Annotated in this window: 14 protein-coding genes; 3 read left to right on the top strand and 11 right to left on the bottom strand. The window is 37.0% G+C overall.

The genetic code is table 11. From position 1 onward, the window contains the following. Nucleotide 1 precedes the first annotated feature (1 nt). The 9 genes from mrdA to DCC35_RS00645 form a co-directional block, all read right to left on the bottom strand. Nucleotides 2–1819, bottom strand: a complete 1818-nt coding sequence (mrdA, locus tag DCC35_RS00685) for a penicillin-binding protein 2 (RefSeq protein WP_137088965.1) — start codon at nucleotides 1817–1819, stop codon at nucleotides 2–4. Next, nucleotides 1819–2343: a Rod shape-determining protein MreD gene (locus tag DCC35_RS00680; RefSeq protein WP_217495899.1), complete on the bottom strand. Its 525-nt coding sequence runs from the start codon at nucleotides 2341–2343 to the stop codon at nucleotides 1819–1821. Before DCC35_RS00680 ends, mrdA begins: the two co-directional genes overlap by 1 nt. Beyond that, on the bottom strand, nucleotides 2333–3166 hold the full coding sequence (gene mreC, locus DCC35_RS00675; protein ID WP_137088963.1) for a rod shape-determining protein MreC: 834 nt from the start codon (nucleotides 3164–3166) through the stop codon (nucleotides 2333–2335). Before mreC ends, DCC35_RS00680 begins: the two co-directional genes overlap by 11 nt. Before the next feature lie 28 nt (nucleotides 3167–3194). Beyond that, nucleotides 3195–4223: a rod shape-determining protein gene (locus tag DCC35_RS00670; RefSeq protein WP_137088962.1), complete on the bottom strand. Its 1029-nt coding sequence runs from the start codon at nucleotides 4221–4223 to the stop codon at nucleotides 3195–3197. 95 nt (nucleotides 4224–4318) lie between these two features. Next, complete coding sequence (purH, locus tag DCC35_RS00665; RefSeq protein WP_137088961.1) at nucleotides 4319–5848, bottom strand: bifunctional phosphoribosylaminoimidazolecarboxamide formyltransferase/IMP cyclohydrolase; 1530 nt, start codon at nucleotides 5846–5848, stop codon at nucleotides 4319–4321. A 31-nt stretch (nucleotides 5849–5879) separates the two neighbouring features. Next, nucleotides 5880–6464: a phosphoribosylglycinamide formyltransferase gene (purN, locus tag DCC35_RS00660; protein ID WP_137088960.1), complete on the bottom strand. Its 585-nt coding sequence runs from the start codon at nucleotides 6462–6464 to the stop codon at nucleotides 5880–5882. A 202-nt stretch (nucleotides 6465–6666) separates the two neighbouring features. Next, the gene (locus DCC35_RS00655) at nucleotides 6667–7374 is read right to left on the bottom strand and encodes a geranylgeranylglycerol-phosphate geranylgeranyltransferase (protein WP_246070116.1); all 708 of its coding nucleotides are present in this window, start codon (nucleotides 7372–7374) and stop codon (nucleotides 6667–6669) included. Then, nucleotides 7355–8143, bottom strand: a complete 789-nt coding sequence (locus tag DCC35_RS00650) for a Rossmann-like and DUF2520 domain-containing protein (protein WP_137088959.1) — start codon at nucleotides 8141–8143, stop codon at nucleotides 7355–7357. Before DCC35_RS00650 ends, DCC35_RS00655 begins: the two co-directional genes overlap by 20 nt. A 4-nt stretch (nucleotides 8144–8147) precedes the next feature. Next, nucleotides 8148–8741, bottom strand: coding sequence for a hypothetical protein (locus DCC35_RS00645; RefSeq protein ID WP_137088958.1), 594 nt, complete (start codon nucleotides 8739–8741; stop codon nucleotides 8148–8150). A gap of 258 nt (nucleotides 8742–8999) precedes the next feature. Between DCC35_RS00645 and DCC35_RS00640 the strand changes: the two genes are divergently transcribed. Then, nucleotides 9000–9458 carry a hypothetical protein gene (locus tag DCC35_RS00640; protein ID WP_137088957.1) on the top strand — a complete coding sequence of 153 codons (459 nt, stop codon included), beginning with the start codon at nucleotides 9000–9002 and terminating at the stop codon, nucleotides 9456–9458. 2 nt (nucleotides 9459–9460) lie between these two features. Here the strand turns inward: DCC35_RS00640 and DCC35_RS00635 are convergent, their stop codons facing one another. Beyond that, the gene (locus DCC35_RS00635; RefSeq protein ID WP_246070114.1) at nucleotides 9461–11221 is read right to left on the bottom strand and encodes an ABC transporter ATP-binding protein; all 1761 of its coding nucleotides are present in this window, start codon (nucleotides 11219–11221) and stop codon (nucleotides 9461–9463) included. Further along, complete coding sequence (truA, locus tag DCC35_RS00630; protein ID WP_137088955.1) at nucleotides 11214–11984, bottom strand: tRNA pseudouridine(38-40) synthase TruA; 771 nt, start codon at nucleotides 11982–11984, stop codon at nucleotides 11214–11216. The genes DCC35_RS00635 and truA overlap by 8 nt, the downstream gene beginning before the upstream one ends. A 101-nt stretch (nucleotides 11985–12085) precedes the next feature. Between truA and DCC35_RS00625 the strand changes: the two genes are divergently transcribed. Both DCC35_RS00625 and htpG read left to right on the top strand, forming a co-directional pair. Continuing rightward, nucleotides 12086–12589 carry a DUF4293 domain-containing protein gene (locus DCC35_RS00625; protein ID WP_137088954.1) on the top strand — a complete coding sequence of 168 codons (504 nt, stop codon included), beginning with the start codon at nucleotides 12086–12088 and terminating at the stop codon, nucleotides 12587–12589. A gap of 180 nt (nucleotides 12590–12769) precedes the next feature. Next, nucleotides 12770–14671: a molecular chaperone HtpG gene (gene htpG / locus DCC35_RS00620; RefSeq protein WP_137088953.1), complete on the top strand. Its 1902-nt coding sequence runs from the start codon at nucleotides 12770–12772 to the stop codon at nucleotides 14669–14671. The last annotated feature ends 78 nt before the right edge of the window (nucleotides 14672–14749 follow it).

The raw sequence follows: 14749 nt of genomic DNA, 5'->3' as shown, positions 1-14749 counted from the left end.
TTTAATATATAAAGTCGCCTTCAAGTGCGTAATCTTCAATGTTCTTTCTTTCTATTTCACCTTTCAGATATTTTTCTATCATTAGTCCGGCTATCGATGCTGCAGCCCTTGCTCCCTGGCCTGCATTTTCTACATAAACTGAAACTGCAATCTTTGGGTTATCCTTTGGTGCAAAAGCCATAAATACAGAGTGATCTTCTCCATGAGGGTTTTGAGCTGTACCGGTTTTTCCACATACAACAATGTCATCAATGTGTGCTCTTGCGCCAGTACCTGACCACCCACTGTTAACCACAGCATCCATCGCATCTACCACAACTCCATATTTGTCCGGAGATACAGATGTATAATTTTTCTTTTTATATTTTTCAGGTACTAATTCTTTAGAGCCGCCTATTTCTTTAACCAGGTGAGGTGTTATATAAAAGCCTCTGTTAGCGATGATTGCTGACAGGTTTGCCATTTGTAAAGGTGAAACCCCTAGCTCACCCTGACCAATAGATAGGGAGTAAACTGTAAAAAAGTTCCATGATCCTTCTCCATAAATTCTGTTATAAAGACTTACTGTTGGTACAACACCTGTTCGTTCGTTTGGTAGGTCGATACCCAGCCTTTGTCCTAATCCGAAAGTTTTGAGGTGCTTGATCCAGCCTTCGAGACCTACAGCAGCGTCAGCATTAAAAGAGTTGACTTCCCCTTGTTGAATAATTCTCTTAAAAGTCTCATAAAAATAAGGATTGCATGAGTGCTTAATTGCGCCTCTAAGGTCTTCATAGCTATGAGGTCCGTGACAGTTTATAATACTTCGATTACAAACAACCCTGGTTTGCGGAGTTATAACACCCTCTTCCAATGCTATCAATGCCTGGATCATTTTAAAAATTGAACCGGGAGGATATTGATCCGCCTGGATAGGACGGTTATATAATGGTTTTGTGGTGTCAGAATTAATTAAAGAATAGTTCTTACTAAATTCCCTACCAGTAAGTAAATTGGGATTATAAGAAGGAGCAGATACGATTGACAGGATTTCTCCGGTTGCCGGTTCTATTGCCACCACACTACCGATCTTTCCATCCATTAATTTTTCACCATATTTTTGCAGTTCGCTATCAATTGTTGTAGTAATATTCAATCCCGGTTCAGGAATAGTGTCAGCCTTTCCTTCTTTATATTTACCCTTGACCACACCATGAACATTGATCATTTTATATGAAACCCCTCTTTTTCCTCTAAGAGCGTCTTCATATCTGGATTCAAGTCCGCTGATACCGATTAAATCACCACTCTTATAATAATTGGTCGTGTCTCTTTTTAGAATTCCCGGAGTTACTTCTCCGATATAGCCAAGGGCATTCGCCATTCCACTATATGGATAATACCTATTGGTTTTTGGAGTGACATAAAAGCCACTGTATTCGGAAAATCTATCCTGGATTCTGGCAAATTCTTCATTTGACATTTGCGAATAGAATACTGAAGGTTTTACATAGCTGTATCCCTTAGCCTCAGACATTCTTTCAATAAAGTTTTGCTTGTCTATATCAAGAAGTGAGCAAAATTTAGTGGTGTCTTCCATGTCGACTTCACTGGGCACCACCATTATATCATAAACAGGTTTGTTGTAAACTATTATTTCCCCATTTCGATCGTAGACCAGACCACGATAGGGGTATTCAACAAACTTTCTACGGCTATTATTATCAGCAGCAAGTCTGGATGTTTCGTCTATGATTTGTAAATGAAAGAGTCGCGTCAGAAGAATAATTCCTACAAAAATCACCACTGACTGAATGATTACCTTTCTCTCTTTAAACATTACAGTAGCCTCTCTTTTCTTCCACTAACGGTTAAATATTGTACAATTAGAATAACAAGTACCGTAAAAATAGTACTGGCAAAAACTTTATATAAAGTTAAGAAGAAAAGTGATTTGTTAGAAGCCTCTACGAAGAAGATTACGCACTGGTGTAAGAAAACAAGAAAGAAAGAATAACCGATGTACCAACTAAACCCTGTGTTTTTCACATTGGGAACATTAATCGGGTCCGGAGTTCTTGGAAAGTTATACTGTAAAAATATTGGTCTTATAAAAGTCAATAGCAGGCAGGCAGAAGCGTGGATACCAATACTATTGTAAAAAACATCGATTAATAGTCCTACTAAAAAACCAATTATAAGTTGCCAGACTCTTCCGACCGTAAAAGGTATACTCAATAATATGGCTACATATAAGAAGCAAAAAGCAACATCAAAAAGCACAATATTCTTCAATATGGTTATCTGGATCAAAATAATTAGTAATGATCCCAAAATATATTTTAGGTTACTATTACTCCTCATTTGGTATAGTTACTTGTTGAAGACTGTCTAACTCCTGCTTTTTAAAGCTTTTTACAACGAAAACATAAGAAAGTGCCTGGAAGTCAGTGCTAAGCTCCACTGTTATGTCATAAAAAATATCTCCTTCATCAATGGAGTATTCGGATACGGTTCCAATCAGGATGTCATTAGGAAAAATTGAATTATATCCACTTGTAAAAACTGAATCTCCCTCCTGAATATCATAGTGTCTGGGCACATATAATATTTTCCCATGCGTCGGAGATTTGCCATCCCAGGTCAGAGTACAAAAATTACCAAATCTGCTTATTGTAGAAGAGATATTGGTGCCAGTATGCAATACCGATTTAACGACACTATACTGATCAGAAACATGCATCACTTTTCCCACAACACCATCTGTGCCAATAACTGCCATCTCAGGAGTTATGCCGTGATCTGACCCTTTATCCAGAGTGATATAATTGGTAAATCTGTTTACTGAATTATCAACTACTTCAGCAGCCATAGTTTCAAACTTTCTATCAAAAACCAATAGATTTTCAACACTGTCACTATGGATTTTATCCGAGTATTTAATCAGTTGTCTTTTTAATAAAGCGTTTTCCCTGGCGAGCTCTTCATTGACTTTTTTCAGAGTAAAATAGTCATTCACATTCTGAGTGTATTCAGCTACCCTTCCAGCCACTGCAGATGAGGAATTAAAGAATACTGCAGACTGATAGCTATTGTTATTTACTATCAGAAAGAAGCATAGAATTTCCAATGCTGCAAAAACAAAGAAAGCTCTAAACCGGATTAGAAATAAAAACAACTGCTGCATACCTTCCGGTCAGTCTTAAATTAAAAAATCAGGTCAATAATACGTTTTTGAATGTATTGAGGTTCTTAAGAGCAAGTCCTGTTCCTCTAACAACTGCTCTTAACGGATCATCTGCAATGTGTACAGGTAGTTTGGTCTTAAGTGCCAGTCTCTTGTCCAGTCCTCTAAGTAGTGCCCCACCGCCGGTCAGGTGAATACCTCTGTCATAGATATCCGCAGAAAGTTCTGGTGGAGAAATCTCCAGCGCTTTTAGAACTGCTTCTTCTATTTTTGAAACAGACTTATCGAGAGCAAATGCGATCTCGCTATAAGATACTTTTATAACTTTAGGAATACCTGTCATTAAATCACGACCTCTGATCTCGTATTCTTCAGGAGGATCATCAAGTTCAGTCATCGCTGCGCCAACCTCTATCTTAACTTTTTCTGCAGAACGCTCACCAATCAGTAGGTTGTGCTGTCTCCTCATATAGTCGAGAATATCCTTATTAAATGAGTCACCTGCAACACGTATTGATTGATCACAAACAATACCTGAAAGAGCAATAACAGCAATTTCAGTAGTACCACCACCGATATCAACTATCATTGATCCAACTGGTTGTTCGATGTCGATTCCAATACCAATAGCAGCGGCAATAGGTTCGTGAACCATGTATACCTCTTTTGCACCTGCGTGTTCAGCAGAGTCACGGACAGCACGTTTTTCTACTTCAGTAATTCCTGAGGGGATACAAATAACCATTCTGTGTGACTGAGGAAGAAAACTACGCTTGCTACCATCAATCATCTTGATCATTCCTCTGATCATGTGTTCTGCAGCATGGAAGTCTGCAATAACACCATCTTTAAGTGGACGAATGGTTTTTATACTCTCGTGAGTTTTTTCGTGCATTTGCATGGCTTGTCGGCCAATTGCAAGTACTTTATTAGTTGCTTTATCAATAGCGATAATGCTTGGCTCATCAACAGCTATTTTATCCCTTTGAATAATAAGGGTGTTGGCCGTTCCGAGGTCAATTGCAATGTCGCTTGAAAAAATGTCAAACAATCCCATGCTGTGAATTTAATTAGGCTATTTTAATAAGTCTTTCTTTCCATTAAAAGTTGCAATATACAAATATCTTATTTTTCAAAGGAAAGATTGTAAGATTAATGTTTAAAGTGTCTGGTACCGGTAAAGACCATTGCCATGTTATGACTATCGCAGTAGTCAATAGAATCTTTATCTTTTATAGATCCCCCTGGCTGTACCACTGCTGTAATTCCTGCCTTATCAGCTATTTCCACGCAATCCGGGAAAGGAAAGAATGCATCTGATGCCATTACCGAACCTTCAAGCTCAAAACCAAACTGCTTAGCTTTTTCAATTGCCTGTTTAAGGGCGTCTACGCGTGATGTTTGGCCAACTCCACTAGCTAAAAGCTGATTTCCGCGAGCAAGAATAATTGTATTTGACTTAGTATGCTTACAAACTTTAGAAGCAAAAACAAGGTCAGAAATTTCTGCTTCGGTAGCTGTTTTTTTCGTCACTGTTTCGAAATCATCTTTTTGATCAGTTTTAAGATCCCTGTCTTGAACGATTACGCCGTTAAGAAGTGATTTAAACTGTTTTTTATCTGTAAGATTCGCTTTCTTTTCGAGTAAAATTCTATTTTTCTTAGTCTTAAGTATCTCTAAAGCATCTTCATCAAAAGATGGAGCGATCAAAACTTCACAAAATAATTTTGTGATTTCTTCAGCAGCATCTTTGTCTACCGGCTTGTTAGTAATTAGTATTCCGCCAAATGCAGAAATAGTGTCAGCTTCAAAGGCTCTTAAATATGCATCTTTCACAGTTGCCCCGGTAGCACATCCACAGGCATTTGTATGTTTAAGGATTGCAAATGCAGTGTCACTTTCATCAAATTCTTCGATCAAATTAATAGCTGCGTCAATATCCACAAGGTTATTGTAGCTCAATTCCTTACCGTGCAATTGGTTTAACAGATCAGATAAAGGTCCGTAAAAAGCAGCTTTTTGGTGAGGGTTTTCTCCATATCTCAATGTTTTCCCTTCACTATAGCTGGCTTTAAATGCTTCGACAGTGTTTTCTTCATTAAAATAATTAAAGATCGCACTGTCATAATGTGAGCTTATATGAAATGCTTCAGCAGCATATCTTTTCCTCGTACTAATATCAGTGTTGCCCTTGCCATTTTCCAGAACGGTTAGGACATCATCGTATTGGTTACGGGAAGATACTATCCAGACATCTTTAAAGTTTTTGGCGGCAGCTCTTATTAAGGAAATACCTCCGATATCGATCTTCTCAATTATATCCTGTTCAACTGCACCGCTGGCAACAGTTTCTTCGAAAGGATAAAGATCTACGATTACAAGGTCTATAGAAGGGATTTTATATTCCTCTGCTTGTTTTTTATCATTATCATCATCACGTCGCTGAAGAATTCCTCCAAATACTTTCGGGTGAAGTGTTTTAACTCTTCCTCCAAAAATTGATGGGTAAGAAGTAAGGTCTTCAACCGGAACTACAGGAATGTCAAGATCTTCGATGAATTTTTGAGTTCCACCAGTGGAGTAAATAGTTACTCCTTCTTCATGAAGTTTTTTCACTATCGGGGCTAACCCGTCTTTGTAAAAAACTGAAATTAATGCTGAAGAGATTTTTATGTTAGACATGATGTGATAATTGTTTTTAGCGTTTTAGGTGTTATGCTTTATCAGTTAATATTTTTTCTATAACTTTTTTGTAATGCTTGTGCTCTTGTTGAAGAACTTTCTGGGCAAGAGTTTCGGGTGTATCTTTCGGTTCAACCTTTACCTTAGCCTGGAAAATTACATCTCCTTCATCGTAATTGTTATTAACATAATGAATGGTAAGGCCACTTTCTTTTTCGCCAGCTTCGATTACTGCTTTATGGACTTTTTTACCATACATTCCTTTGCCCCCGTATTTTGGTAATAAGGCCGGGTGTATGTTAATGATCTTACCGGGGAAGGCTTTAACCATGGATTCCGGGATCAACCAGAGAAAGCCTGCAAGGACGATCAGGTCTATGCCTTCACTTTGCATTAGAATAATCAGTTCGTTGCTGTCGTATAATGATTCGCGGTTAAATACCAGGTGAGAGATATTGTTTTCTACTGCGTAATCTATTACTCCTGCATCAGGCTTATTGGTGAGAACAAGTGAAACTTCGATTTCTTTGGAATCTTTAAAATGATCAATTATTGCTTTGGCATTTGTTCCGGATCCCGATGCAAATATTGCTATTTTTTTTCTCCTGGTTTTCAATACTGAATTTATTTGAAAATTCTTTTGCAAATATATTAAAGCATTGTCATACTGACTAATCCGAGAAGCATGATCAGCTTAGCAGTTGTACTTAAATATCTGTACGATCGTTTAGTGTCCGCCCGGTATATTTGATAGATGAAAAATATCCACGGCAAACTCAATATAGTGAAAAATATACCAAGTGATTTTAAATTATATATCAAACACACAAAAACACAGCTGAATGTGAAAAAAATAATGATACCATAAAGGATTTTTTTGTTTTTCTCAATCCTAAAACGATTGGAATCGTCCTGCATCCAAATTCTTCATCACCTTTTATATCTTCCATATCCTTAATTATTTCACGGATTAAGGTAAGTGTAAAAGCGAAATAACTATATAACAGTACCTTCTCTATGTTTTGAGGAAATACAAGGAAAACACTAAAGATGCTTAGAGCCGTCAGAATTGCCACAGAGAAATTACCCCAAAAAGGGAGTCTTTTTAATCGATTACTATAGAGCCAGAGTAAATAGGCTGCGAGTACGTTTACCAGTCCTACCTTATAATCGATCAGAAGTCCGATGGATATACCCAGAAAGTTTAAAGTGGTATGAGCGAGCATCGCATGCCTTCTCTTTATATACTTTCCTATTATTACTTCCTGAGGTTTATTAACGTAGTCAATTTTGATATCATAATAATCGTTGATCAGGTAACCTGATGCAGCAAGAATGACTGTTGAGAATGAAAGAGCAGCCATCCTTGGACTAAAAAGGATGCTTTGCCAGTCACTGTATTCGATCAGGAATATGGCGGTTAGGTATTGACCAAGGACGATAATCAAAAGATTCGGCCAGCGGGTAACTTTAATAAAGGCTAGAAATTTAGTAGTTAACGACATTTCAGGAATTATATGTATCAAGAATGTGTTGACTAATGACTTTGTATATTTCTGCTATTCCTTCATCAAAATCAAGTGATTCAAGGTGCTTGTCAAGAGTTTGCAGATCCCCTCTTTTTGCTGGTCCGGTTTGTGCTTTTTCAGGTCCAAACGAAAGGCTGTTTTCTATCGTTTGTCTTATTAGAGGTTCCAATAGGTCAAAGTTTAGCTTGCCTTTTTGAGCCAGTTCTTTGCTCACTCTTACCATATGGTTGGTGAAGTTAGATGCAAACACTGCCGCAACATGAAGTTTAGCTCTTTTTTCTGAACTCATTTCCTCAGCTGATCTCCCAATGTTTTTTCCCAGTGAAAGTAATGCTTTTACAATTTGTGGGTCATCAGATTCTACAAGGAAAGGAGTGTTTTGCCAATCCGGAGGATTTTTTCTCAGAAAAGTCTGTAATGGATAAAAAACTCCAATATTTGAATGAGGCCTTAATTCTTCAAATGATTTTACTCCACTAGTATGAATTACAATTGTATCATCAGGAACAACAATGGATTGTGAAACTTCTTCTATAACATCATCCTTTACGGCTATGATAACAATATCCGGATCGAAAGCTCTGAAGTCCGGATCGGTAACAGGTTCTGCCTCATAAAGTGAGCGGGTTATATTGGCCGCACGTTCATATTGCCTGCTGTAAACAGCCGAGACAGTATGGCCTTTTTCTTCTAAAATTGAAGAAAGGGCTTGTGAAACATTCCCGGTTCCAACCAGGCAAATATTAAAATGTTTTGTTCCGAACATTTACTTAAAGTGTATATCTGATTCCCATGCCTCCCTGAAAATCAGGTGCAGCGTCAGCACCTCCAAAATTAACAAACAAGCCCACTTCTGCAAATGCTGACACCGGAGTTTTAGGATGGCTGTATTCAAAGCCGGCAAATATATCCGGACTTCTGAAAGTCACTTCTGTATTTCTCGAGGTAGGTTCGGAAGTTACTCCCTCCTGGGTTTGATAATCATACAGGTATTTGGTCTCAAATCTCCTGAATGAAAAGCCAATGCCTGCATACCAGTCAGCAGTATAGTCTTTGCTTATTCTACCTTGATACATTATTCGAGTCAATAGAGCATAAATGTTGCCGGAATGATCAAGGTATTTTGGTGATTGCAGATCTTCGACAAAGCTTTGCTGATAAAATTGATTTTCAAGATAGGGGTCAAATAATCCTGAAAAACCAACTCCTGCTACTACTTCTGCAGCGATTTTCTGCTTATAAGATAATTTGTAACTCAGGCCCCACGGCTCTCCGATCCTGGCTCCAAGCGAATGAGTAAATAGTTTCCTTTTATATTTAATCGGGCATAATAAAACATCTTGCTGTCTTTTATTGTGCCTCATTTTCTGAGCTTTTAAATCCTGAAAAGATAGGATAGAAAAAGTAAAGCACAGAATAAAAAATATCTTTCTGTTCATAAAAATAGCTGGTTTGAGAAAGTAAATATAGTCGTTTAAAAGCTCGGGAAAAGGGATATGTAAGGATTGAGGAGGAATAATATTTAAACCGGACTCAACTTTGGGAAGTTCTGAAAATTTAAATTGTGATTAACAATTCATATTTTCGCTTTCACTTAATTTTAAACTTAAAAATCCGAATTAATGAAAAGGTATTTTTTACTGTTGATGATCCCATTTTTATTCAGTTCCTGTGAGGCCCTTACAGGTAAAGAAATCGCCAGATTAGAAATTGATAAAGTAAGCAATGAAAATGACCTCAGGATTAAAAAGGCCAGCGTCGCATTAAATAAAGGTGATGAAATAGGAATCTGGTCAGATATGGATCTGGCGTTTGAAGGCACGGTACAACTTAGGTTTGGAATAAAAATTTATAAAAACGGGGAAGATTACCGACAATTTGAGGTAGATCCATTTGATAAGAATATTACTCTCGGAGAGGTGAAGAAAACGATCAATGGAGATACAGACTGGAGTTTTTTCGGTAAAAACACTTCAATAGAGATCGAGGAAAATGGTAATTATACTTTTGAAGGAGTGCTCATAGCTTCTGAAAACCCAACATTAAAAATTAAGAAAGCAAACCTGGTCCTCAAGAAGTAGATTTAAACAACTTCTTTGTATTGCATTTTATGAAGCTGGGTATAAAACCCGTCTTTACTCAGAAGCTCGTCGTGATTACCCACTTCTTTTATTTCGCCTTTATCAAGCACAATGATTTTATCAGCATGCTTAATGGTAGATAATCGGTGAGCAATTACGATACTTGTACGTCCTTTCATCATTTTTTCAATCGCACTCTGAATGAGTTCTTCAGTTTCAGTGTCCACACTACTGGTTGCTTCGTCCAGAACAATGATTTTCGGATTATAAACCATAACTCTGACAAAAGAGATTAATTGTCGCTGACCCACAGAAAGCGTGGCTCCTCTTTCCATTACATCGTAATCAAAACCACCTGGTAATTTTTCTATAAATTTATCAGCACCCACAAGCTTCGCAGCATCTTCAATTTGTTTATCAGTAATATCAGTGTTTCCCAGTCTGATATTTTCTCTGATGGAACCAGAAAACAGGAATACATCCTGCATTACAACACCAATATTTTCTCTTAGTGAGGCCAGATCATAATCTTTAACGCTTGTCCCATCGACCAGAATTTCTCCTTCATTTATGTCATAGAATCTATTGAGTAGATTAATAATAGAGGATTTACCGGCTCCGGTCGCTCCAACCAATGCGCAACTCTCTCCATGTGCAACTTTAAAATTGATATCTTTCAATACATCTTCGCCTTCATTGTAGGCAAACCAGACATTTTTAAATTCAACATTGCCATCGATCTTTTCAGGAACATGGTCACCTTCATCTGTAATGAAATCATTATTATCCAGAAGCTTCATGATCCGCTCTGTTGAAACAACTCCCATTTGGAGTGTATTAAATCTGTCAGCTATAAGACGCACCGGTCGGAAGAACATTCCAACATATAGAATGAAAGAAATTAAAACACCTGGTTGAAATTGTTCGAATATCACTCCTCGTCCACCATACCAAATAATCAGGGCGATCCCCGTAGCCTGGATAAACTCTGCTACAGGAAAATAAACACTGTAGTAAAGAACAGAGCGTAAATTAGCTTGTAGATGCTCGTTATTTATATCGTTAAATTTACCAAACTCCTTTTTTTCAGCACTGAAGATTTGAACGATGTTCATTCCTGTTATATGTTCCTGAACAAAGCTGTTAAGGTTTGAAACAGCATTTCTTACTGCGTTGAAAGAAGACTTGACTTTTTCTTTAAATACATATGTTGCAATAATAAGCAATGGAAAAGTAGATAGCGTGACTAAAGTAAGTCTCCAGTCAGTCCAGAACATAATTGCAAGAATGATTATTATTTGTAGCAGATCACTGATGATTGCAGCAAATCCCTGGCTAAATACATCGGCCAGGGTTTCTATATCTGAAACATTTCTCGTTACGAGCCTGCCAATAGGAGTACGGTCGAAAAACTTTAATTTAAGTTTTAACAGATGGCGATAAAGTTGAATTCTGATATCTCTTATCACATGCTGACCTAACCATCCTGATAAATAGGTGTGAAAATATTGCGCTATAAACTGGAATATCAAAAGGCCAAGAAGGATAAGGATCATCTGTACCAATAACTCGTAGTTGCCTTCAGCCACTGGGTTATCTATTGTCCAGCCAATTATAGCAGGTCTGATCGGTCCGAGGATAGAAACCATTAAAGTAAGGAAGATCAATAAAAAAAACTTTCCTTTATAAGGTTTTGCAAAAGACAGAAGTCTTTTTAAAACTGCGTAGTCGTATATTTTTCTATTTCCTTGTTCCTTATTCAAGATTGTCGTTTTTAATATTAAACCCCGGGTATTCCACCGCTGTAAGATAAAGTCCATCTGCGGGTGCTGCTCTGCCAGCTGCTTTCCGGTCTCTTTTATTTATTATTTCAATAATGTCTTCAGGCTGTAAATCCCCAAGTCCAACATTGATTAACGTTCCTGTCAACGCTCTTACCATCCCTTTAAGAAACCTGTTGGCACTAACGTGAAATTCATATCCTTGGTTCCCTTCTACCCAAAAAGCTTCTGTAACGTTACACCTAAAGTGGTGATTATTAGTCCGGCTCTTGCAAAAACTTTTAAAATCCTGTTCTCCGATCAAATATTTACAGGCTTTATTGATTTTAGTTAAATCCAGCTCCTTGCTAAAAACATAAACTTCATTTTGCCTGAAAGGGTTTTTTTGTTTACTGATATAGTAAATGTAGCTTCGGGATTTTGCAGAGAACCTTGCATGAAAACTTTCATCTACAATCTGGCAATTTTTGATCAGGATATCGCCCGGAAGCATCAGGTTCATTTTGAAAATTAACGTCTCAATATCAAATTTTTCTGGCAGATCTATGTGAAAATATTGATTTGTTGCATGAACCCCAGTGTCAGTCCGGCCACTACCCATCAAAGATAATTTTGAATCTCCGTAAAGCTGATGAAACACTTTCTCAATTGCATCCTGCACAGATCGCTTGTCTGGCTGAGTTTGCCAGCCAGTATACTCTGTGCCTTTAAAAGCAGTGCAAAATAGATACCTGTTAATTTCCATGAGCCGCAAAATTAAGTTGTAGCGCTCTAAATTGTTTAAAATATTAGCCCAAAATAAATAATTAACTACTTTTGCAGGGTCTAACAATAATTTATCGAGTTATGATTCAACGAATTCAGACAATTTTTCTTCTGCTTGTGGCAGTGTTTATGGGAACCTACGCAGTAATGCCTATCTGGGAAAAGGTTGATAAAGAAAATAACCAGGCTGTGGTAATGAGTACTTTTGAAATAAAGTATGGAAATATTGAGCCTGATTCACAAGGGATAGTCTTTACAGAAGTTAAGGAGCGAACTAACATTATGTACGTAGCCGGGATAGCAGTTCTGTCTGCGGTAGTTGCTTTGTTTTCATTATTTAGCTTTAAAAAGCGCTTAACACAATTAAAGTTAAATGCCTTTAATTCATTATTGATGCTTGCCTCATTAATAGTTCCCTTGCTTTTAGTTACAGATGCAAAGAATTTATTTAATCCTGAAGTACCTGGAACCTACTATATCATCAGTTTATTGTTGCCTGCAGGAGCAGTGATCTGCAATATCCTGTCAAATATTTTTATCAGGAAAGATGAAAAGCTCGTACGGTCAGTAGATCGATTGAGATAAAAAATAATATCATAAGAAAAGAGCCATTCGATGTCTGATGGCTCTTTTTTTATGTCCATTTGTCAATGAAATTGTAGTTGAAGTGAATGAAAAGTGTCATGTTGTCAGTTTGTTGTCACTTTTTGGTATTCGGTATGTCTTTTGATAAACCCTGAATAAAATATTAAAATAAAATTTGATATGAGTAAGGTGAAAGAAGAAAAAGGAACGATATCAATCCACACGGAAAATATTTTTCCGATCATAAAAAAATTCTTGTATTCTGATCATGAGATTTTTCTCCGAGAATTGGTTTCGAATGCAGTAGATGCTACTATGAAGCTCAAAAGGTTGAGTTCTCTGGGAGAAATGACTGAAGAGCTTGGAGATCTTACCATTGATATCAGTATAAATAAAGAAGCAAAAACGCTAACAATTGAAGACCGCGGTATTGGTATGACTGCGGAAGAAATTAAGAAATATATTAACCAGATCGCATTTTCCGGAGCAACAGAATTTGTTGAAAAATTCAAGGATGCAAAAGATGCGAATGAGATCATTGGTAAGTTCGGATTAGGTTTCTACTCATCTTTTATGGTAGCAGAGAAAGTAGAAATTGAAACTCTCTCTTACCAGGAAGGTGCTTCACCTGCCAAATGGATAAATGATGGGAGTACCGAATTTGAGATTGCTTCAATTGATAAAAAAGAAAGAGGTACAAAAATCATTCTTCACATCAATAGTGAAAGTGAAGAATTCCTTGAAGAAGCCAGAATAAATAATATTCTTGAAAAATATTGCCGTTTTCTGCCTGTTCCAATAAGATTTGGCCAGAAGGATGAAAGAATTGAGGATGGTAAAGATGATGAGGGAAATCCTAAATACAAGGAAGTAAAGGTTGATAACATAATTAATGATACCAACCCGATTTGGACTGTAGCTCCATCTGAATTGAAAGATGAAGATTATAAAAACTTCTATAGAAAGCTTTATCCATTTTCAGAAGAGCCATTATTCTGGATCCATCTAAACGTGGATTACCCGTTTAATCTTACCGGAGTTTTATATTTTCCTAAGATTAAAAACGATATCGATGTTAACAGAAATAAGATCCAGCTTTATAGCCGCCAGGTATTCATTACTGATGAGGTAAAAGATATTGTGCCTGAATTCTTAATGCTGTTACATGGTGTTATTGATTCACCGGATATCCCACTAAACGTTTCCAGAAGTTATTTACAATCTGACAGCAACGTTAAAAAGATCAACAACTACATCACAAAAAAGGTGGCTGAAAAACTTTCAGAGATCTTTAAGAATGAGCGATCAGAATTTGAGAAAAAGTGGGAAGACATTAGCGTATTTGTAAAGTATGGTATGCTTAGTGAAGATAAGTTCTATGACAGGGCGAAAGACTTTGCATTACTAACAAATGTTGATGACAAAAAATTCACTTTTGAAGAATATAAGACCGCAGTTGAGCCTGAGCAAACTGATAAAGATAAAAAGATCGTTATCCTTTACTCTACCGATGTTGCCAAGCAGAATACGTATATCGAAACTGCTAAAAGCAAGGGGTATGATGTGTTGAAGCTCGATGGAGTGATTGACAGTCATTTTATCAATATGCTGGAGCAAAAGCTTGAAAATATCACCTTGAAGAGAGTGGATTCAGAAACGATCGACAAGCTTATTGACAAAGGAACAGAAAAAGAATCTAAATTGACTGATGAGCAAAAAGATTCATTGAAGTCTGTAGTAGAGAAAGCTATTGGTAATGAAAACTACAATGTTAAAGTAGAACCGATGGATGAATCTGAAATGCCATTAGTTGTAACCTTGCCGGAGTTTATGCGAAGAATGAAAGATATGGCTAAAACCGGAGGGGGAATGAACATGTATGGAGCAATGCCAGATCAATTCGAAGTTTCTGTAAATGCAAACCATTCTATGGCAGAAAAGATTCTAAATGCCGGTGATGAAAATAAGCAGGTAGGATTAGCTAAACAGGTTTTTGATCTTGCCTTACTTTCACAAAATATGCTTGAAGGGGAGTCATTGACTAAATTTATTCAGCGTAGCGTTGACTACCTTGCCAGGTAATTATTAGTAAATTAAATAAAGAAGGTCTTGCTAATTCAGGCGAGACCTCTTTTTTTTACTTTCAGTTCTGACAGATGA

The sequence above is a fragment of the Mangrovivirga cuniculi genome (genome assembly GCF_005166025.1).
Lineage (GTDB): Bacteria > Bacteroidota > Bacteroidia > Cytophagales > Cyclobacteriaceae > Mangrovivirga > Mangrovivirga cuniculi.
Note: the sequence above shows the minus strand (reverse complement) of the source record. Positions and strands in the feature narration are given on the sequence as shown.

What these genes read in the sequence shown, in the direction of transcription:
- DCC35_RS00645 (WP_137088958.1), bottom strand. Translation starts at nt 8,741, where the DNA reads ATGAGGCACAATAAAAGACAGCAAGATGTTTTATTATGCCCGATTAAA.
- DCC35_RS00650 (WP_137088959.1), bottom strand. Translation starts at nt 8,143, where the DNA reads ATGTTCGGAACAAAACATTTTAATATTTGCCTGGTTGGAACCGGGAAT.
- mrdA (WP_137088965.1), bottom strand. Translation starts at nt 1,819, where the DNA reads ATGTTTAAAGAGAGAAAGGTAATCATTCAGTCAGTGGTGATTTTTGTA.
- DCC35_RS00670 (WP_137088962.1), bottom strand. Translation starts at nt 4,223, where the DNA reads ATGGGATTGTTTGACATTTTTTCAAGCGACATTGCAATTGACCTCGGA.
- htpG (WP_137088953.1), top strand. Translation starts at nt 12,770, where the DNA reads ATGAGTAAGGTGAAAGAAGAAAAAGGAACGATATCAATCCACACGGAA.
- DCC35_RS00625 (WP_137088954.1), top strand. Translation starts at nt 12,086, where the DNA reads ATGATTCAACGAATTCAGACAATTTTTCTTCTGCTTGTGGCAGTGTTT.
- purH (WP_137088961.1), bottom strand. Translation starts at nt 5,848, where the DNA reads ATGTCTAACATAAAAATCTCTTCAGCATTAATTTCAGTTTTTTACAAA.
- mreC (WP_137088963.1), bottom strand. Translation starts at nt 3,166, where the DNA reads ATGCAGCAGTTGTTTTTATTTCTAATCCGGTTTAGAGCTTTCTTTGTT.
- truA (WP_137088955.1), bottom strand. Translation starts at nt 11,984, where the DNA reads ATGGAAATTAACAGGTATCTATTTTGCACTGCTTTTAAAGGCACAGAG.
- DCC35_RS00680 (WP_217495899.1), bottom strand. Translation starts at nt 2,343, where the DNA reads ATGAGGAGTAATAGTAACCTAAAATATATTTTGGGATCATTACTAATT.
- DCC35_RS00640 (WP_137088957.1), top strand. Translation starts at nt 9,000, where the DNA reads ATGAAAAGGTATTTTTTACTGTTGATGATCCCATTTTTATTCAGTTCC.